15 protein-coding genes and 1 riboswitch are annotated in these 21,585 nt (G+C 45.2%); of the genes, 8 read left to right on the top strand and 7 right to left on the bottom strand.

All coding sequences use genetic code 11. The features are described 5' to 3' along the window. Positions 1 to 73: 73 nt before the first annotated feature. From FLA_RS06280 to FLA_RS06250, 7 genes are all read right to left on the bottom strand, one after another. Positions 74 to 4,345: a hybrid sensor histidine kinase/response regulator transcription factor gene (locus FLA_RS06280; RefSeq protein WP_159445128.1), complete on the bottom strand. Its 4,272-nt coding sequence runs from the start codon at positions 4,343 to 4,345 to the stop codon at positions 74 to 76. A 180-nt stretch (positions 4,346 to 4,525) separates the two neighbouring features. Next, positions 4,526 to 6,691: a hypothetical protein gene (locus tag FLA_RS06275; protein ID WP_231940402.1), complete on the bottom strand. Its 2,166-nt coding sequence runs from the start codon at positions 6,689 to 6,691 to the stop codon at positions 4,526 to 4,528. A 20-nt stretch (positions 6,692 to 6,711) separates the two neighbouring features. Further along, the gene (locus FLA_RS06270) at positions 6,712 to 8,049 is read right to left on the bottom strand and encodes a glycoside hydrolase family 28 protein (protein WP_076380102.1); all 1,338 of its coding nucleotides are present in this window, start codon (positions 8,047 to 8,049) and stop codon (positions 6,712 to 6,714) included. Positions 8,050 to 8,130: 81 nt separating this feature from the next. Further along, positions 8,131 to 9,948, bottom strand: coding sequence for a RagB/SusD family nutrient uptake outer membrane protein (locus FLA_RS06265; RefSeq protein ID WP_076380103.1), 1,818 nt, complete (start codon positions 9,946 to 9,948; stop codon positions 8,131 to 8,133). 12 nt (positions 9,949 to 9,960) lie between these two features. Next, positions 9,961 to 13,185, bottom strand: coding sequence for a SusC/RagA family TonB-linked outer membrane protein (locus tag FLA_RS06260; protein ID WP_076380104.1), 3,225 nt, complete (start codon positions 13,183 to 13,185; stop codon positions 9,961 to 9,963). A 524-nt stretch (positions 13,186 to 13,709) separates the two neighbouring features. Next, positions 13,710 to 14,033: a nuclear transport factor 2 family protein gene (locus tag FLA_RS06255; RefSeq protein WP_076380105.1), complete on the bottom strand. Its 324-nt coding sequence runs from the start codon at positions 14,031 to 14,033 to the stop codon at positions 13,710 to 13,712. Between the two features lie 16 nt (positions 14,034 to 14,049). Beyond that, positions 14,050 to 14,832 (bottom strand): SDR family oxidoreductase, encoded by a 783-nt coding sequence (locus FLA_RS06250; RefSeq protein WP_076380106.1) that lies wholly within the window; start codon positions 14,830 to 14,832, stop codon positions 14,050 to 14,052. A gap of 134 nt (positions 14,833 to 14,966) precedes the next feature. Here FLA_RS06250 and FLA_RS06245 point away from each other — a divergent pair, with 134 nt between their 5' ends. From FLA_RS06245 to FLA_RS06210, 8 genes are all read left to right on the top strand, one after another. Then, entirely contained in the window at positions 14,967 to 15,332 is a 366-nt protein-coding gene (locus FLA_RS06245) for a winged helix-turn-helix transcriptional regulator (protein WP_076380107.1), read from the top strand. Between the two features lie 213 nt (positions 15,333 to 15,545). Then, positions 15,546 to 16,181 carry an NAD(P)-dependent oxidoreductase gene (locus tag FLA_RS06240; RefSeq protein WP_076380108.1) on the top strand — a complete coding sequence of 212 codons (636 nt, stop codon included), beginning with the start codon at positions 15,546 to 15,548 and terminating at the stop codon, positions 16,179 to 16,181. A gap of 168 nt (positions 16,182 to 16,349) precedes the next feature. Then, the gene (locus FLA_RS06235; RefSeq protein WP_231940401.1) at positions 16,350 to 16,868 is read left to right on the top strand and encodes a hypothetical protein; all 519 of its coding nucleotides are present in this window, start codon (positions 16,350 to 16,352) and stop codon (positions 16,866 to 16,868) included. Between the two features lie 54 nt (positions 16,869 to 16,922). Next, complete coding sequence (locus FLA_RS06230) at positions 16,923 to 17,777, top strand: DUF4846 domain-containing protein (protein ID WP_076380110.1); 855 nt, start codon at positions 16,923 to 16,925, stop codon at positions 17,775 to 17,777. Positions 17,778 to 17,831: 54 nt separating this feature from the next. Then, positions 17,832 to 18,551: a hypothetical protein gene (locus tag FLA_RS06225; RefSeq protein ID WP_096510792.1), complete on the top strand. Its 720-nt coding sequence runs from the start codon at positions 17,832 to 17,834 to the stop codon at positions 18,549 to 18,551. Beyond that, the gene (locus FLA_RS06220; RefSeq protein ID WP_076380112.1) at positions 18,551 to 19,030 is read left to right on the top strand and encodes a DUF2062 domain-containing protein; all 480 of its coding nucleotides are present in this window, start codon (positions 18,551 to 18,553) and stop codon (positions 19,028 to 19,030) included. The genes FLA_RS06225 and FLA_RS06220 overlap by 1 nt, the downstream gene beginning before the upstream one ends. A gap of 50 nt (positions 19,031 to 19,080) precedes the next feature. Further along, positions 19,081 to 20,118, top strand: coding sequence for a tRNA dihydrouridine synthase DusB (gene dusB / locus FLA_RS06215; protein WP_076380113.1), 1,038 nt, complete (start codon positions 19,081 to 19,083; stop codon positions 20,116 to 20,118). A gap of 36 nt (positions 20,119 to 20,154) precedes the next feature. Continuing rightward, a riboswitch (Fluoride riboswitch) is annotated at positions 20,155 to 20,224 on the top strand. A 36-nt stretch (positions 20,225 to 20,260) separates the two neighbouring features. Next, a complete protein-coding gene (locus tag FLA_RS06210) occupies positions 20,261 to 21,583 on the top strand; it encodes a voltage-gated chloride channel family protein (RefSeq protein WP_076380114.1) in 1,323 nt (440 codons plus the stop codon). The last annotated feature ends 2 nt before the right edge of the window (positions 21,584 to 21,585 follow it).

Genomic DNA, 21,585 nt, shown 5'->3' with positions numbered 1-21,585 from the left:
ATGGCAACAGTGCATCCCTGAAAGTCTGACACACATAAAAATGCCCCCGGAGTTTACACTGCCGGGGGCATTTTTATGCCTTTTTCGTTTTCATATAATCAGAAGGCGATACTTGGTACTTCTCTTTGAAACAAGTACTGAAATACTTCGGATTACTAAACCCGGTTAAATAAGCCACCTCTGAAATATTATGTTCACCGGTATCGAGGTATTGCTTAGCACGTTGTAACCGCATGTCCCGTACAAACTCCATGGGTGTTAAAGTGGTCAGGCTTTTAAATTTCTTGTAGAAGTTGGTACGGCTAAGCGCCATGGTTTCTGCTACGGTATCAATATTGAAATCCGGGTGATCCATGTTCGCTTCTACCACCTGTATCAGGTTTTTCAAAAAGAGTTCATCCTTATTGGTAATTACAGGCGGCTCCGGGTTAAACTCCACCTTTTTCTTTTTCTCCATCAATGCTTCAAATAATTGCCTGCGTTGTTGCAGCAGGTTGTTGATGGAAGCAATTAAGAAATCGTTGTGGAAAGGTTTAGTGATATAGTAATCAGCGCCATACCGCAGCCCTTCAATCTGGCTTTCTACAGAATACCTGGCAGATAACAATACTACGGGAATATGACTGGTGTTGACATCATGCTTTATTTTATCCAGCATTTGAATGCCATCCATGTTAGGCATCATAATATCACTTACAATTAAGTCAGGTAGCAGGTGAAGCGCTTTCCGCAAGCCTTCTTCCCCATCATGCGCTGTTTCTACCCGGTAATGCGCACTCAGTTGTGCTTTGATAAAAGCACGCAACTCGTCATTATCTTCTACCAGCAACACCAAAGCAGCTTCCTCACCGGGTAATGCATCGTTATCTACAGCTGCCGGCAGTAGTTGCTGTTGACCAGGTACCCCAACTGCTGTCATAGAAGTATCCACCTTACCCGCATTGGCAGTTTCCTGTTTATCAGCATTGGTTTTCAATGTTACACTCACGGTCAATCCCCCATCCGCATTATTCTCTGCCCATATCTTTCCACCATGCAGCAGTATGAATTCGCGGGAAAGCGCCAGCCCGATGCCTGTGCCTTTCAATGCCCTGTTTTTCACATTGTCGCCTTCCTGGAAAAGCTCAAAAATGGCCTCCAGCTTTTCTGCCGGCACACCACATCCCTGGTCGTAAACGGCAATAGAAAAGCTTTGCTCTTCGGCAATAGATTGAATATATATTTTGATAAACTTTTGTTCGGGAGTAAACTTGATAGCGTTGCCAATGAGGTTATAAATAACCACATCCAGCTTCTCTGCATCTACCGTAACAAAAAGCTCGTTCACATCAGCAACTACTTCCAGTTGAATATGTTTAACCTTCGCCGCTTCTGTAAAATACGCGCTTACTTTTTTTACAAAATCAACAATCTCCACTCTCGACAAATGAATAACCGCCTTTTCACTTTGCACTTTTCGCAGATCCAGCAACTGGTTCACAAAACGTACCATCCTGTCTGCATTCTTTCGCGACACCTCCAGATAAGCATGCAACTCCGGCGAAAGCTGTGCCTGTTTCGACAGCTGTTCCAGCGGACTCACAATCAAGGTAAGCGGCGTTCTTAACTCGTGCGATACATTGGTAAAAAAGTTCATCTTCAATGCCGCCAGCTTTTGCTCTACTTCCACCTTGTTACGCAGGTGCATCATTGCCAGCGCATAGCGCCACACAACATAGGTTAACGCACCGGCCACAATAGCGTATAACAAATAAGCCCACCACGTTTTCCACCAGGGGCGGTGAATAGTAATGGCCAGCTGTTTAAAAGGCGTATTGGAATACAGATCGGCGCTCAACGCTTTCACCTCAAATACATAATGCCCCGGAGGAAGATTGGTATACGTAGCCTTGCGCACCTGCCAATCGTTATGCCAGGTAGTATCAAAGCCATTTAAACGATACGCAAAGCCTTGCTGATCGCCACTGCCACGATGATCCAGCAGTGCATAATAAATGCTGATGCTGTTTTGATTATAAGGCAACGTCAGCTCCGAAACATAATTCACATCTTCTTTCAGCAACCGGTCATTCGCTTTAGGCCCTACCTCATCGTTATTGATCTGCAAGGCAGTAAATGCGATGTTGGCTGCCACACGTCCTCCATTGATCAGGCTGGGATCGAAAGACAGGTAGCCCATAGTAGTACCGAAAAACAAACGCCTGCCTGTTTGCTGCCTGGCAACAGATGCTTCTGAAAACGCCGCCCGTGTGGGCAGGCCATCATGAGAATCGTAATTTCTAAAAACCTGGGTTTGTGGGTTAAACCTGGAAAGACCATTTTCGGTAGCCAGCCAGAAATTACCATCCGCATCTTCCGTACAACTCAGCACATAATTGTTAGGCATGCCATCCCGGGTGGTGTAGTTACGAAAACGCAGGTCCTGTAAAGGCTTGTTGCCCATAGCCTGACAAAAACCACCGCCGGATGTTGCCAGCCACATCCTGTTTTGCCGGTCACGGTAAATAAAAATAATATCATTATTACCCAGACTTCCCATATCGCCTGGTATTACGTTATACACTTTGTATTGATGAATAAGTGCATCCTGCACATGCGCATCCACCACCAGCAAACCACTGGTAGTAGCTATCCAGATATTCCCGTCTTTATCCGCGCACATATTCCGGATGTTCTGAAAATTGCCCCGGGAATGATTGGTAACAGCGGTGGTAAGATGGGTAAATTTTGTTTTCCCGTCCCGCTCCTCTGCCCATGCCAAACCATTGTCCAGCGAACCAATCCATATACGCCCGTTATTGTCTTCCAGCAAAGTATGAATCTGATTACAAGGCAGGCTGTCTGGTAATTCTTTATGTGCGGCAAAATGAGTGAGCTGAAACTTCGTTTGCTCCTGGTTTAGGGGAGTGGCTTTAAACAGTCCATTTCCTTTAGCGCCCATCCAGATGTTGCCCCTGCTATCCTGCACAATAGCATAAATGCCTTCTAACCCGCCGGCAGGTTCGTTTACAAACAATCCTTTTACAGGTATGCCATTCTGTGTTACTACCAGGTTGCCCCGTTTCATTCCCAGCCACAAACGGTTATGGGTATCGCAAAACATGCCCCTTACCTCATGGGCAATATTCGGATGTTCGGGGTTGGTAAAAAGCAGCTGCTGAAAATGATTATTCTGTGTAACAATCTTCACCACACCACCCTGGTTAGTGGTCAGCCACAAGATGCCGGCCTTATCATAGTAATGATCTGTTACATTGTCTGGCAGCGGGTAACTGGTACCATCGGATGTGGTGACCGTATACTCCGGTGTTTTGCTGGCAGGATTGATATGCGCCAGACCGCCCCCTTTCATATTCACCCATACAGCGCCTGCCGGATCTTCCAGCAACCAGAAATACCGGCTGTTCATATCGGTATCAGGCACCTTGTCGGAATGCTGTGAAAACAATTGAAAGGAATGACTCAGCGGATCAAAGCGGATAGCACCTGACTTTTCCGGCTCCACCCACACACCGCCTGCCTGATCTTCGTACAGGGAGGAAAGATTTTCTACAGGATGATAGGTGTCTTTGCTCACCTGCTGATCGCTGAGATGAAAGGTGATGATTTCACCCAGCGAAGAACTGGCATACAACACATTTTGCTTTTTGGAACAAAGCAATGCATTAATGCGGCCTGTGGTAGCGTGATGACTGCTGAACGAACGTTGCTTTTTATCAAACACCAGCAGGTTGCCTTCTGCCGTACCAAAGTAGATATACTCTTTCTCTTCCTGGTAAGCGGTAAGGTTGCTACCGGCAGTAATGCCTGTAGCAACTGTTTTGCTAATGGTATAGTTACCTGCAGTGGATGGTTCCAGACAAACAAGCCCACCTTGTGTGCCAATCCACACACGGTTGTCCTTATCTATATTAAAGAAGTGAATGCTATCGGAAGGTAAGTGGTATTCCGCTGCTCCTTCCTGATGATATTGAAACACCTGCTCTTTGGAAAAGGAAGCCTGGGAAATACAAAAGATGCCGGCGTTTTTAGTGAGCAACCAAACCCACCCACCGCCGGCATAAAGAATGTTATTAAATTCAATGGAACGTTTAGTATCGTGCCGGATGATAGTAGACAGTGGTAAAAATTGTTCTGTCTTCTTATCAAACCGGTAAATCTGGTAATCATATGCCTGTATCCATAAATGATCGCACTGATCTTCTACAATACGCCCTATCCTGCTGTTTCTTAATTGATATTGATCAGCAGCACCAGGCTTAAAGGTTACAAAGGAGTGACCATCAAAACGGTTAATGCCATCCCAGGTTCCCAGCCACATAAACCCTTCACGGTCTTTAACCATGCAGTTTACGCGGCGGTGGGAAAGCCCCTGCTCCGTGGAGTAATTTTCTATTTTATAGGTAGGTTGCCCATAATCCTTTATTACAAGAAAAAACAGAAAACAGAGACAGCAAACAACACGCTTAGTAGCCATATTCATATTAGACAAGTGCGTCAAATGTAGCCAGATTCTTACCAATTACTAGGGCATTTTTTTCAGTCCCTCCCACTTCACTTTCCAGGTGCCATCTTTAGGTATACCCGGTAATGCGGCAGAACCTTCATAACCCGCCACCATCATAGATACCGCCGAAAGTAAACCACCATTACCCGGCATATACAGGGTTAACCGGTTCTCCTGGTAGTTATGTCCGTTTTTCAGGTAGGTATTGGTTTTAACCGGCATAAACAAGGCGTCCATTGCCTTATCAGGCAAGCCCAGCCTGGTGGCCGTCATAGCAGTCATCGGGAAGTCCCAGCCCCAGGTATCCGCCCAGGTCCAGGTATTCCATACCAGGTCAAACGTCCGGCGCATGGTAGCAGTGTCCAGCGAACGGCTTTTGGGTAACACCCCATAGGCAGCTAACACACTGGGATGATCTGTTTTATATTCCGGATTGGTGTAAGAATCGGTGGCACTTTCTGCAGCCAAGTATACACTGTCCTGCACGGGCAAAGGCGACAAGCCTGCCAGCACTTCATCCCACTTTTTATTGCGGGGTAAGCCCAGCCGCTCACGCCACTGCTGCGCTGTTTCTAAGCCCCAGCGCCAGTATACCAGCTCATAAGTAGGGTTAAAGGTGCTTTCTGCTTTAAAACGCTCCTGTGCAGGAATCAATCCCTTACCCAATATGTAGCGCTTTGTTTCTTTATCGTAGTAGGCAAAAGAAGCCATGAAGTCGGCAGTAGCAAACAACAGGTCTTTGTATTTACGTAATGTAGCGCTGTCTTTCCTGTTGCGATAAATCAGTTCGGCAAAATAGATATAATGCGGCTGTTGCCATATCAGGAAGGCGCCTACAGAAGAAGGCACTTCCTCACCGGTGTTTTCCACCACCTTCTGCCAGCGAATACCTTCATAACCCTGGCGTTTAGCAATTCCCTTTGCAAAGGGGGCCACTTTTGCATACCAGGTCATTACTTTTTCCAGGTATTCTGTTCTTCCCCATAATGGGTAATGCGTCAGGTGCCAGTAAGGCATTTCCAGGTGCGCTTTACCATACCAGCTGTTATATGTTAACCCGGTTTCCTGCGGCGGGCAGGTGCCTGCTTCCTGCACCTTCATCAGGTATTGCGATAATACAATTCTTCTTTCCAGCTCTGGGGCACGGGCATTGGTGCTTCCGGTAAAATCCACTACCCCCCCTTTTGTCCAGAATGTAAGTAGTTCTTTCTCACTGGAAGCTTTGGTAAGCGCAAAAGAGAAAGCGGTGTTTGTTTTACGAGGTGTAAACAAACAGGTGAATTCAAATACCGCACTGTTCTTATCAGGCGTGATCAAAAAATCATGTGGCGCTCTTTCTGCTATAACGGCTTTGGTTTTCCAGGTAAACCCCGCAAAGTAATCTGCTGTTTGCAACCGGTGCCTGATCCATGCACCATTGGCATTACTGCTTTGAATAGTAGAAGTATGGTTAGCCACATGCGTATAGTTGGTGCCATAATCGGCCCATTCTCCTGTAGGATAAGGCAATTGCAAACGTACCTTTAACCTGCCCTCCTGTAACAAAGCAGACTGCACACGGGCAGCGATCACATCTTCTTTACCATGACAGTAGGTACTTACCGTTACCGGCACGCCTTCCACACTGAATTGGCTTTGTATTTCACCGGTCCAGGGATTCAGCTCCTGGTGAATATTTTGCAAGTCCTCTATAGATACAAGTGTACCATCTTTCTTTACTATTTCAAACCCGAGGTTACCCAGTTGCAGGCGGTGCGGGTTGGCACGAAACCAGTCAGCAGCCTGTTTATTACGGCCACCCACCGAACTCCATTGTACCAGGTAAGTGATATCCCGACCATTCAGATGATAGGCTTTCAAGGCTTCTTCGCGTTTGTACCCCGCAGTATCCGTAAAGCTATTCCAGCCCCACTCCGATTGCGTACCCAACGGCACACCTTTCTGGTACACACGCGGAAAAGTCTGTAACCCGGTAACATCCGCTGTAAAAGCAAACTTGCCATTACCCACTGTAAGGGATGCCAATGTATCTACCGAGGTGTTAATTACCTTATGCCGCTCTACCAGTTCTTTACGGTTAATAGCAGATTGAGCGAATACCTGGCTGGTTACCACCAAAGAAGTAATCCCTGCCATCATGGCCATTTTCCAATGATACGTTTTCAACGACGGTACTATTTTCATGCCTGTGATCTCTTTCAGTGTTATTGATTCGTTTTTGCTACGGATGTCTTAGGCGCTGGTGCAGTAAGCGCTTTACCATTTACTTTCACGTTTTTAAACCGCAGGTTCTGTACATCTCCTACCTGCATATCTGTGGTTTTAAATTGCACATCCACATCCTGCACCAGTATATCTTTAATTGCTGCCTGCTCATGACCGGTAATCTGCCCCAGCGAAGCACCGGAACCATGTACATTGGAAATTTTTATATTTCGTACCAAAGCCCTGGGCGCCGGTTGTCCCTTCAAATCAAAATATTGTGTCCAGGGCGATACCTTGAAAATATCATGGGCATCTATCATGGTAATATCATTCATCGTAATATTCTCGTACTGCTGCGGCGTATCGGGACGAAGCTTTAAACGCAAAACCGTAGGGCCCAGTGTGGTACAGCGTTGCACAACTACATTACGCACAATAGTGGCTTCGCTTCCAAACGTAACAATCCCGCCACCTGCTTCAAATATACAGTCACTGATCTCTATTCTTTCCACAGGCGAACCGCCTTTATCTTCCATCGCTAAAGGCCCTTTCGATCCTTTCAGGGCAATACAATCATCCCCTACTGAAAAGAAACAATGGCGAATAGCAATATCCTGCGAGCAGTCTACATCCATGCCATCCGAACTGGGTGCATGATGATAAGGCTTAGGACCAGAGGGTGCCTGAAAACGGCAGTATTCCACCACTACATGCTGGCAACGGTACATATGTAAATTCCAGAAACCCGAATTCAGATAGGTAACTCCACTGATGTGGATGTCTGTCGAGTTTTGGAGAAAAGTAAGCCGGGGACGTTCTACATTTAAATTGGTAGTTCCTTTATCTGCATTGCGTCTGTCATAAAACTCTTTCCAGAAAGGTGCACCGCTACCGTCCAGTGTTCCGGGTCCGGTAATGCGTAAATGATGCACGCTGTCGCCATTGATCAAGGCAGCCCTCCAGGGTTCAAAATGGCCCTCAATACGGGTGTTGATTTTGGGATAATCGTTAATATCTGTAGAGCCCTTTAATACCGCCCCTTCCAGAAATTCTATATTCACCCCGGGTTTCAGAAATAACGAACCGCTCATAAATATGCCTTTGGGCAATACCAGCGTTCCGCCGCCATTGTTGGCACAGGCATCAATAGCAGCCTGTATAAAGGTGGTATTCAGTGTTTTACTGTCACCTATAGCACCATAATCCGTAATTACATAGCGGCTTGTTGCTGTATAGCATGCCACTGTAGTAACCATATCTTTTTGCATTTTCGCCACCGCGTCTGTTCCTGTTATCACACCTAATGCACATAATACAAGCAATCGGTTCTTTCTCATTTGTAATAATTTCACGGGTCTCATGTGATAAATAACAACAGAAGGCCATTGTTATGGCCTTCTGTTGTACAATATAATCAATTAATATTTCGGATGCTGCTGGCCTGCTAAACCAGGGTTGATATCGATAAGAGAAGTAGCCAATGGCAGTATCTCTACCTTTTCACGCTCCAATCCACGGAATAAATTTTGAATCAGTGCATTGTTAGCTTCCAGTGCGCCTTGTGAGAACAAGGTTACGTTACCACCGCTATGCATGCGAAGCACTACGTTACCAGCCTGAGCCAGTGTAGTAGAATCTTCCGGACTAAGCACATTGTAGCCAGTGTAAGGCACAGAAACAACAGGATCCTGGAAGCTGGTAGCTTTATCGCGTTTGTATACCCTGTAACGGTCAATATTAGCATAAGCACCGGTTACATTGGCCATATCGTTCAGGTTCTGTTTGGTTTGCGTAAGGGTTTCATACAGAATGCCCCAACGTGCCAGATCGGTACGACGGAGCGATTCAAAACCAAATTCCAGTTTACGCTCCAGGATAATCGCATTGCGGAACCCGGCGTAATCAGAAGGAGTAGTGCCTATTTTAGAAGCATCACCGCCATATCCGCGTTTACGCACCTCCTCAAAAGCCGCTTTGGCTTCGGCAGTAGGTCCGTTGTTATATTCATTCAACGCTTCGGCATACATAAGCAACACATCTGAGTAGCGCAGTACAGGCCAGTCAATATCGCGTTTGTCTGTACCAGTACCGGTAGTGGCCATCCAGTTCACCCTGTACTTGCCAATGGTGTTGCTGGAATAAGCATTCATGTCCCTGCCGTTATCGGAGTTAATTAAGTAGTTACAGATGGTAACGTCACGGCGCTGATCGCCTTCTCCAAAATCAAACCAATAGGTAGGTGTAACCGCCATGGCAGGTTGTGCTTTTGCATACATGCTGTTTACGTGCGAGTATATACCGTTGGTATAACCGGTTACAGAACCATTGCTGCTGGTGCCCCACTGGCCAAACAGTAACATACATTCATTATCATACTTACCGGTAACCAGGTTGCGGAATACCGTTTCAAACTTAGGCAGTAAGGCGTTTTCACCGCTGCCCATTGCCTTTTGACAGGCATCAGCAGCAATACCATACAATTCTTTGATACGTCCCACATCACTACGCTGTGCAATTTTGCACGAAGACGCTGCATAGGTGTTCAAATCCCAACGCAGTGAATAGCCAGCTGCATACAGCGCTACACGCGCCAGCATGCCCAAAGCTGCATTTTTAGTAAAACGTTCTGTGGTAGGCACCAAACCGGCACTTTTCCAGGGCAGCAATTCCACCGCCTTCTGTAAATCACTCACACATCCATCGTAAATGGTATCACGGCTTACACGTGATGAAGTAAACTGGTTGGTTTCTCCCACCGGCAGTGTGCTGTAGGGCACATCACCAAAATAACGTACCAGGTTCAGATAGTTCATAGCTCTGATAGCATATGCTTCACCCAGCAACATATTCCATTTTGTTTTATCCGCATCAGCAACAGTCATGCCCTGCAATCCCTTGATAGCCACGTTTACATATTCTATGCTTGCATACATAGCCGTGTAAGTAGAGGTGGGTGAAATAGAAGGAGTATACACATAGTTAGCCACCTGATTTTTACTGTTGGTGGTTCCTTCTGTGCTCATACACTCATCTGTTCCCATGCCCAGCTGGTAATACATTTCGCGGTTAAAGGTTTGTGAGTAGGCGCCTACCACCACCATTTCTGCACGGCCAACTGATTCAAAAATCGTTTCACTGTCGTATTTGTTGATGGATGGCTGATCCAGGAACTTTTTGCACGAAGCCAGCGATAGCGCTGCAAAAGCGACTGTTGTCAGGATATATATCTTCTTCATGATTAATCAGAATTAAAGTGAAATGTTTACACCAAAAACCACGCTTTTAGATACCGGGTAAGCCGAATTATCAACACCCTGCGTTGTAGCGTTACCATTGGCAGATACCGCCGGATCGTAACCTTTGTATTTAGTGAATGTGTGAATGTTATTAAGCGTACAATATACCCTTGCCTTGCTTAGGTGAATAGTAGACATTACACTTTTAGGTAAGTTATACCCCAGTGTAATAGTGCTTAAACGCAGAAAAGAAGCATCTTCCAGGTAATAATCAATAGGATCGCTGATCGCAATTTTGTTATCACCATGCAGGCTCCACACCGCTTTAGGATCATTCTGCTGTGGGTTCAGCGCAGCCAGACGTTGCAGATCGGTTGTTTCCTTACCAGTAGCAGGATCAATCAGCGTAAAGCGGCTGTTCATAGCTGTAAGGGTGTTCTGGTTAGGCAGGTAGGGGCCGATAAAACGCTGAGTATTGGCGTTAAACACTTTACCACCTACAGCAAAGTTCATAAACACCGTAAAATCAAAACCGGAATAGTTGAAAGTGTTGGTCATACCACCCTGGAATTTAGGTTGTGCATTACCAATTACAGTACGATCATCCGTATTCCATGTAGGGTTACCCGCTGCATCTTTAGCACCAGCAGTAGGTATATATTTCACATCACCAGGTTTCACATTAGCCGGCTTTACAGAAGCAGCCCGTGCTACCCCATCTTTCAGCAGATAAGTACCATCTGCATTCTGCGTAAAATCAGCAGTAGTGTATATACCACCATAGTTGTAGCCATAAAACTGACCTATTGGCTGTCCTACTTTTATCAGGAAGCTGGCGCCACCGGCAGAAGTAATCCATTGATCCTGACCACCAATACCATACAGTTTCATCACTTTAGACCTGTTAAAAGAAACATTCACATTGGTTTTCCACTTGAATTTAGGAGTACTGATGTTATTGCTTCCTAACACCAGCTCTATACCACGGTTGCGGATAGCACCAATATTCTGATACTGTGATTTGTAGCCTGCAGAAGGTGGAATACCTACCTCAACCAGCAGATCGCTTGATTCATTATTATATAAGTCCATAGAGAATGTAAATCTTCTTTTCAGAAACTCTACATCCACACCAATGTTGGTTGATTTAATGGTTTCCCATTTTATATTGGGATTACCCAGGCGTGTACCTGGCGTAAGGGTAGGGAAATTAGCTTTGTTAATAGCATAGCTACCACCACTATAGCCCGTGGTATAATAACCACCATCAATAGCATTGTTACCAGCAGTACCGTAACCTACGCGCAGTTTTAAATCTGTCACCAGGTTTTGGCTTCTCATAAATGCCTCTTCCGAAATACGCCACGCGGCAGATAAAGATGGAAAATATCCCCATTTATTATTAACGCCGAACTTACTGGAACCATCCGCACGTAAAGAAGCATTCACAATCAAACGGTCGTCAAAATTGTACGAAGCCCTGGTAAAGAAAGAAGCCAGCGTAGTACGATCAATGCCATTAGTACCCTCATTTTTAACGTTGCCTTTAGTCAGCGACACATCATTCAAACCAAAGTTATTTACCGGGAAACCGTAGTACGAGTTAAACTGGTTTTGTGTTTGAGAATAATAAGCTTCCTGACCTAACAACAAGTTTACTTTATGCTTATCATAAGTATGTCCCCAGTTAACGGTATTCGTTATCTGCCAGGTATATTTTTCACTGTTCTCGCGCGTACCCCAAGGACCCAGGTTTGCTAATGCTGTACGTGTACGGCCATCGTCAAAATAATCCTCACGCTCCTGTTGCCATAGATAGCTGCCCAGGGTGCGGAACTTGATATCTTTAGTAATACCTAAATCCAACCCGGTATTCAGATAGAACTGGCGGGTATAATTAGTTTGTGTTACCGCATCATTGGTAATGATAGGGTTATTGATATCATACTGCGAATCGTATTTCAACATATCGTTGCCTATATCAGAATTCACCAGTTGATCGTTGGTATAACGTATACCACCTGTAGGTGCCTGCAACAGCGTCAGCTTTAACGCACCGCCCATAGAACCACCGCCATTCACACGGGTTTCCATATAGTCGGTGTTGAAGTTCACTTTCGCATTCTTTGCTACCTCGTGCTCCAGTTTCAATCGCAAACCATTACGATTATAATCGTGCTTAGCAAAAATGCCCTTCTGGCCGGTATTGTTATAGCTGAATAAAAAGTTCGTTTTTTCATTACCACCACCTACACTCAGGTTGTGGTTCTGGCTGGTAGTGCTACCACCAAAAACCTGATCTTGCCAATCTACACCACGTTTGTTGCCGTAAGCAGTATCAATGTAATTATAGGCGTTGGTGTAAAAGTTTGGATCAGTGATACTACCACCAAAATAGTTTGCCCAGTTGGCAATAGAACCTCCCAGCTGTTGCAACTCATATTGGTATCTCACATAATCCTTCACCCCCAGCATAGGCAGTTTTTTACCCAGGCGCTCCTGGCCATAATAACCATTGTAGTTTACCTGCGTTTTGCCTTTTTTACCCGATCTGGTGGTGATCAGAATTACACCGTTAGAACCGCGCGCACCATAAATAGAAGTAGCAGAAGCATCTTTCAGCACATCAATCGTTTGAATGTCGTTGATATCAATCTGGCGCAAAGCGTCATCCATCTGAAACCCATCCACAATGTACAATGGAGTTGTTGATTGTGTAATAGAAGCACCACCACGAATTACAATGTTAACGGGCGCTCCCGGAGCGCCACTTTGCGTAACCACGTTTACACCAGCCGCCTTACCGGTCAATGCCTGTGCTGCGGTTGTTACGGGAGCCATTTTCAAATCATCACCGGTAACCGATACCGAAGAACCGGTTACTTCCTTACGCTTTACCGCGGTATAACCAATAGATACCACAATTGTATCCATTACATTGGCGCTGGATTCCATTTGCATGTCCAGTACCTCACCGGCAACCGCTGCATCTACAGCTTTATAGCCGATGTAAGAGAACGTTAATGTAACAGCTCCACTGGCAGGAATAGTTACCTGGTATTTACCTACCGCGTTGGTTTCCGCTCCTTTTGTACCGTTTTTCACTTTCACTGTTACACCAGGTAGCGGCGCACCACTCCCCTTATCGGTGACTACACCAGTCACCGTCCGGGTTTGTGCCACGGCGGCACCGACCCCAAAAAACAGCAAAATGAGCAGGAGATAAATTCTTCTCATAATTTAATTTTTAATTAGCTGGCTGGCAAAGCATGCAGTTGTCCTGGGCTGTTACCAGCTTGGTTTTGACCTTATTTAATATGGATGGAGGATTGTGTGCGTTATGGTTGCAAACTCCTGCTACTGCCGGCAGGCAGGCATTGAACATGCGGAATTACCGGAACGGCAAAAATTGGGGGTATTACTCTTCGTTTCATATAGCCTCGTGTTTACGTTGGTTTAAGGGGAAGGTTTTAATAGCAATCATTCAATCATTGTCATCACTTTTCTTCAGACGATTGTAGGTGTAAAACTACAAGCAGAGGGCACCCTTAAGGGTTCCAATTCGTACAGAAAGGGTTCGATTTTGTACATACCTCAAAAAATAAAACTGAAAACCAATCAGTTACAAAAAACAATAGTTTCCAGTAGTCCAGGACATTCAACAAAAAAGGGGTATCTCAAAAGTAAAAAGAGGGTCTCTTATCTTGAGCCCCCCTTTTGCTTTTTGCACTTCAAGAAGCGCTATGCATTTTATTATACAACTAGCTCGTTACTTTCAAAGTTTGAATAAGTCCATCTTTTATATCAAAATGAAATTTTAAGATAATTGGACTTCCATCAAATGTTCCTGAACACTCTGCAGATAAAACGCTGGTTTTACCTTCCTGTGTTATTGACAGTGGCTTCATTACCGATTTGTACTTTTTATTTGATTCGTCGATCCACTCCTGGATAACCCTCCTTCCAGTATGCGTTTTTCCTTCGTCAAACACAACAGCTGTTTCAGAAAAACAGTTAGCATAAGCCAGACTGTCGAATTGGTTTTGAGCTGTTACTAAGTCAGCTATTACTTTTGGTAAATTCATAATTTGTTATTGGCTATTAAATGGTGGGTAGTGTGCCGCCATCGATGACGAATTCTGTCCCTGTTAAATAGTTGGCTCTCGGAGAAACCAGAAAACCAACCAGTTCAGCTACTTCTTCAGGCTCTGCTGGTCTTCCGAAGGGTATTCCACCCAAGGCATCCATAACGCTTTGTTGAGCCTCCTCAATAGAACAATTTGAACTCTGGGCAATCCGTTCCAAAAAGTATTTGACATTTTCCGTCCTGATCCATCCCGGAGAAACTGTCAGTACCCGCACCCCTTTAGAAGTCACCTCTTTCGATAATCCTTTGCTGTAATTGATCAGGCCAGCCTTGGCTGCCGCATAGGGAAGCGTTGCATCATATAAGGGAAGCCGCCCCTGGATAGAAGCAATGTGAATGATCACCCCGCTTTTTTGTTCCAGCATTTGCGGTAAAAATCCACGGTCTAATCTCACCGGTGCCAACAGGTTTGTTTGCAAGGTTTTCTCCCAGTCTTTATCGGTTAAAACCGCAAAACCACCGCCCGGAGTTTCCGACGCTCCCAGGTTGTTTACAAGGATGTCGAGTTTTTTGTGTTTTGATAAAACTTCGTCCACCACTTTTTTTGTGCCTGATTCCGTACTCAAATCTGCTGAAATAAAATGCAGGTTTCCGGCTAAATTTTCAGCTGCATTTCTTGCGGTAATGATAACAGTTGCACCAGCTTGTAGCAGCCTTTCTGCAATTGCCCTTCCAGCTCCCTTTGTACCTCCTGTTACCAGGGCAATTTTTCCATTTAACTCATTGCTGTAATTCATATTCTTTTCTTTTTAAAATTGATACTGCAAAATTCAGACGTATGAGCTGCTAAAACAATTACGGATAATCGAATCGCATAGGGATAAATTTGTCCCATACTGTATGAGTAAGAACATTAGGCTAATTTTATACGATGCGCGAAAGAAAGGTTCCTTTAAATTTGAATTGCGGCCTTGACCTGATAGGCGAGGTTTTGTATGGTAAATGGAAGATCCGGTTACTTTGGTTTATTAACGAAGGGCACAAACGTCCGAGTGAATTACAAAGAAAGATCCCGGATGCCTCACGAAGAGTGTTGAATGTACAGTTAAACGAACTTGAAGCTCACGACTTAATTGAAAAGAAAATTTTCGCAGTGGTTCCTCCAAAAGTGGAATATTCTTTGACCCCTTTTGGAAAAACAATAATTCCTATCATCGGGGCTTTAGGTAAATGGGGCGATGAAAATGAGAACAGGTTACGTGATCTTATTCTAAATAACAAAATAAGTGATCAATAACTCCCGCACCCTTACCTGCACATTCAGGATATAGCTACTGTCAATTTTAATATCATAACAAAAAAGAATGCTATCCTTTTAAAACGTAATTTCATCTCATTAAACGCTATTAGTAAAATATCCCGGTTCTTCTGCGCACCTTTCTTACAGGGCGTACCTCCTTTCCCGTTCGTGGAAAGGATAGTATATTATTTTACTCATTAATAGCAGTTTATGTCATCAACAATAGCCGTTATAGGCGCTACCGGAAAATCAGGACAATACCTGGTTAAAACACTTTTACAACAAGGGTATACACTTCGCCTGTTACTGCGCACACCCGAAAAGTTTACACAGCATCATCCATTGGTATCCATATATAAAGGAGATGTAACAGATGCTAAAGATGTATTGGCATTGGTAAAAGGATGTAGTGCCATCATCAGCACATTAGGCCAGCCCCAAAATCAGCCACCTGTTTTTAGCACAGCAGCCAGCAATATCATCAAAGCCATGCATACGCACCATATTCAGCGATATATTGCCGTAACAGGATTAAGTATTGATATTCCCGGCGACAAAAAAAGCACGCACATTACGCAGCTTTCGCAATGGATGCAGCAAACCTATCCTGCCATTATAGCTGATAAACAAAAGGAATATCAAACACTGGCCAACAGTGCTATTGACTGGACCTTAGTGCGCCTGCCTGTAATAGAACAAACAGAGGCTCGCTATAATATGGCAGTGAGCTTATATGATTGCCCCGGAGAAAAGATCAGCGCTACCGATCTGGCTTTTTTTCTCATAGAACAGTTATACAACAAACAATATATTGGTAAAGCACCGTTTATTGCCAACGTATCATAAACCTGTAAAATGGCCACCTAACTATCCATTAGGGGTGGCCATATTTTTAATATCTCCCATACTATAGAAAACGTCTTACCGAAACATCCACCCACTGCACGCAAAAAATACAGTCGCTTCCGGAAATAATGCGGGCTGTTATTATTCTTCAGCAAACCTTCCGGCCTGTTGAAGAATAATAACATAAAAGCCTGCAAAACACCTACATTAGTATTTACTATGACACGGGAGGAACAAATTGCGTTTAAACACAGCCTGAAACAATACTGCGAAGAGCAGCTGACACAACGCATTCAAGCCATACAGGAGAAAATTGAACAGGCCCAGCAAAGCGCCAACAGCGAAGAAAAAAGTTCTGCCGGCGATAAGTACGAAACATCCCGTGCCATGAACCACCTGGAAAAAGATATGCATAGCCGCCAGCTGGCACAAAATACGCAGGAAATGGCAGCACTGCATGCCGTCAACACCAGCAACATATACGCTGCCCCTGCAAGCGGCGCGTATATCCAATGTAAAGACTTCTCTTTTTTCATAGCCATTGGGTTGGGTAAAAGAGCCATCAACGGTCAAACCATCTTCTTCCTTTCTGCCGATGCACCCATTACCCGCCAGCTATTACAAAAGAAAGCAGGCGATACTTTCCTCTTCAATAATGCCCATGTACAGATAGAAGGTATTTTTTAAAAGAATGTGTATGGAATATTCAGGCTACTGCATCTAACAGGAAAAGCCAATAATATGAGATACCTGTTTATTCCTATGCTGCTCATAGGCAGTAGTGCTTTTATGCTTATTCATCACCACACCAAACAAATAGCCCCTCCTCCCAAAATAATACAACAAACCAAGCCCCTTTCAACCATTCACGATATTCCACTACCCGAAGGCTTTGTACGCATATCTCAACCCGAAGGCTCGTTTGGTGCTTACCTGCGCCGGTTACCCTTGAAAGCAGATAAAACAGTGTACCTATATAATGGAACCAAAAAAGCCAATCAAACCGCACAGTTTGCCGTACTGGATATTCCTGTTGGCAATAAAGACTTACAACAATGTGCCGATGCGGTTATGCGCATCTATGCCGAATACCAGTATTCCCGTAAACAATATCACCGCATTGCCTTTAGTTCGCTCGATGGCACCAGCATGGACTTTACCAGCTGGATGAAAGGCTACCGCTTTTATGAAAAGCATAATAAGCTACAGAAACAACTCAACGCCACTCCCTGCAGCACACACACCTGCCTGAACAATTACCTGCAAACCGTATTTGCCTATGCCAGCACTCTTTCGCTTAATAGCGACCTGGTTCCGGTTACCGAAGGATGGAATAGTATTCAACCCGGTTATGTATTTATTAAAGGCGGCTCGCCCGGTCATGCAGTTCTGGTAACTGATGTAGCCTGGAATCCCGCTACCGGCCAAAAAATATTTCTGCTGGCACAAAGCTATATGCCCGCACAGGAGATTCATATTTTGCAAAACCCGGGCATACACAACTCACCCTGGTACCTTGTTGAAACCACTAATAGCAAACTATACACACCAGAGTGGATATTTGATATACAGCAACTTAAAAAATTTCCGGCCTGATTCAAACCTCAAACAATCAATTACCCGTATGTGCTGGTATACAAAATCAACCCGATGACACAACTTCGCATGTTATGGATAAGTATACTGGCAAATGCAATACCGGCCTTCGTTTCAGCACAAGTCAATACAAAAACAGATGCCTACACTGGCTATGCTTATAAGCCAGGAACACAAAGCCTGGTGTATAAAGAGCAAAACACAGAAAAATACATTAACAATAAACATACAGAAACACAAACCAGCTATTACAGCCAGTCTAATCAGCTGATAGCTACACGTACACTGGATTTCAGCAATTCACTTTACACGCCTTCTTTTAAAACAGAAGACCTTCGCACAGGCTATATGGAAGGCGTAGCGGTTACCGGCTACCAGGCACGTATGTTTGTTCGTAAAGACAAAACAGCTTCCATCAAAGAAAAGGTAATCACGCTGAATGCTCCTATGGTAATAGATGGTGGCTTTAACCAGTTTATTAAAGATCATTGGAGCCAGCTGATGCAAAACCAGGCCGTAGTGTTCAATTTTGTAGTACCCGCACGATTAAACTACTATAACCTGCGCGCCTGTAAAATAGCCGCCACATCCACCGAAGTAAAAATAAGAATAGAACCTAACAGCGCCTTATTGCGCTGGATAGCACCCCCTATTATTGTTAACTATAACATCCTTACCAGGCGTATTACCAACTACGAAGGCAAATCGAATATCACAGATGATGAGGGCAGCAATTCCGTGGTAACATTAGTATACCCAGATAAAGGCCCTTAATGAAAACTTTCCTGCAAACAAAACTGGTTACTCCCTTACTTGCCCTGTTAAAACAGGGAGTAACACCAGGCAAACTAGCCCTGGCAGTAAGCCTCGGCATTACCATTGCCACCATCCCCGTTTTTGGAGCCACTACGCTGGTTTGCCTGGCAGTTATTCCGCTGTTCCGGCTTAACCCGGGCGCCATTTTATTGGTAAACCAGTTTGCCTATCCGCTTCAATTTATACTATACATTCCCCTTATCCGCGCCGGGGAGTGGTTGTTTCATAAAAAAGCCCTGTTACTTTCCGTGTCGCAGGTGTTTCAGTTGTTTAAATCCAACCTGCTCCGGGCCATTAGCACACTTTGGTGGTCAACCCTATACGCATTAATCGCCTGGTTGCTGGTAGCCATACCACTTACCTGGCTGTTATACAGCCTGTTAACTCCGTTGTTTGTTAAAATTAAACGGGCAGGTACTCCTTCCGGTACACAATAGCAATAAAACCAGAATACAATTTTACCTTTGCACACTTATTCATAGTCATAGTGGTAAAGATTGATAACATAGAACTGCCGGATTTCCCCCTTTTACTCGCCCCCATGGAAGATGTAACCGATCCGCCATTCCGGGCCGTTTGTAAAGACAATGGTGCAGATCTGCTGTATACCGAATTCATTTCCTGCGCCGGCCTTATACGCGATGCTATCAAGATGCGCAGGAAGCTGGATATCTTTGATTATGAACAACCTATAGGCATACAATTGTTTGGCGGCGATGAAGAAAGCATTGCTATAGCTTCCCGTATTGTAGAAACCACCAACCCCGATCTGCTGGATATCAACTACGGCTGCCCGGTAAAAAAGGTAGCAGGTAAAGGAGCAGGAGCAGGTGTGTTAAAAGACCTGGACCTGATGGTGCGTCTTACCGATTCCTGTGTAAAAGCCACCCGCCTGCCCGTAACCGTAAAAACACGGTTGGGTTGGGATGAAGACAGCAAAAACATTGAAGAGGTGGCAGAAAGGCTGCAGGACGTGGGCATTAAAGCCCTCACCATTCACGGCCGCACCCGCAGCCAGATGTATAAAGGCGAAGCAGACTGGACCTTAATTGGTAAAATCAAAAACAATCCCCGCATTCATATCCCCATCTTTGGCAACGGTGATATCGACAGCCCGCAAAAAGCGCTGGAATATAAAAACCGCTATGGTGTAGATGGCATTATGATAGGCCGTGCCACGATAGGTTATCCGTGGATATTCCGCGAGATAAAACACTACCTGCAAACCGGCGAAATGCCACCTGCCCCTACCGTAGAAGAACGCGTGGCAGTATGCCGTAAACACCTGCGCAAGTCGCTGGAATGGAAAGGCCCTGTAACAGGTATTTTTGAAATGCGACAGCAATATTCCAAATACCTCAAAGGCATTCCTAACATGAAAGAATACCGCAACAGGCTGGTGGTATTAACCGAACCGGAAGAGATAGAAGCGGTGTTAGACGAAATACTGGTTACCTGCCAGGGCTTTGAAATGGAATACGCTCCTATCGAACTCATTAACTACCACGAAAACTGTCCTTTATAGTATTTATTGTGGCTCATTGCGCAATGGAGCCTACCTTCGCAGTAAGGCGATGGTGCTCCGCCTTATCAACCGCCCTAACCAGAGGGACGATGGCGCCTGCAATAACAATAAACTATTTATTGAACAGTAAACATTTGCAGACGTGTTAAAAAAGCTACTCTTACATTCCCTGGCATTACTCCTTTTATCCGCAATCACCGGCTCTGTTATCGCCTTGTTTTTATGGTTACTGGATACGGTAACCCACTTCCGCTTTCAACATCCCTGGCTGTTATATCTGCTGCCCCTGGGTGGCATACTGGTATATTACCTCTACCAGCTATGGGGCAAAAACAGTGAAAAAGGCAATAACCTTATTATAGAAGAAATACATGCTCCGGGTGGAGGCGTTCCCCGTCGCATGGCTCCGCTGGTGCTGGCAGGCACTATCATTACCCACTTATTCGGTGGCTCAGCCGGCCGTGAAGGCACTGCCGTACAAATAGGTGGCAGCACCGCATCCCTGGTAAGCCAATGGTTTAGCAACCATGTCATTAATAAACAGGTGTTACTAATGGCCGGTATTGCAGCGGGTTTCGGTGCTGTGTTTGGCACTCCCTTCGCCGGCACCATCTTCGCTGTGGAAGTGCTGGCGCTGGGCAGCTTTACCTTTAGTCCATTGATACCTTGCCTGGTAGCAGCATTCCTGGCAGATTTTGTATGCTCGCTATACCATATCCACCACACCCATTACCATATATCTTCCATAGTCACACGTATCAACGGCTGGCTCATATTCAAAGTAGCGGGCGCAGGCATCCTGTTCGGTTTCACCGCTTTCCTGTTTGCTGAGCTTACCCACGGATTCAAATACCTGTTTCAACGCATACCGGTAAAATGGCTGATACCAGCCGTGGGTGGTGTTATGATTATTGCGCTTACCTGGCTGTTGCAAACCGACGATTACCTGGGGCTGGGGGTGCAAAAACCACCCAAAGTAACCGGAATCTCTATTGTCGGAGCATTTGGCCCCGCCCACGCCCCCTGGCTCAGCTGGTGGTGGAAGCTGTTGTTTACCGCTATCACTTTATCCTGTGGCATGAAAGGTGGCGAAGTAACTCCCTTGTTCTTTATCGGGGCTACCCTGGGCAGCGTACTGGGCAGTCTTCTCGGCGTGCCGGTAGATCTCATGGCCGCACTCGGTTTTATTGCTGTATTTGCCGGTGCTACCAACACCCCCATCGCCTGCACCATCATGGGCATAGAACTCTTTGGCCCGTATTATACCTTTTACTTTGCCATTGCCTGTGGTGCAGCCTACCTCAGCAGTGGCCATATCAGCATCTATTCCAGCCAACAGATACAACATCCCAAACTGTTTAACAGGCGCAGGCACGGACACGAAACCTCAATGGCAGCCGGCTTCCAGCGACGCAGGCAGTTTACGGCCAAATACATCAGCACATTAAAGCAATTGCTGCGTTAACA

The organism is Filimonas lacunae (genome assembly GCF_002355595.1).
Classification (GTDB): Bacteria; Bacteroidota; Bacteroidia; order Chitinophagales; family Chitinophagaceae; genus Filimonas; species Filimonas lacunae.
The sequence above is the reverse complement of the archived record's forward strand: the minus strand, read 5'-3'. Positions and strand labels throughout refer to the sequence as shown.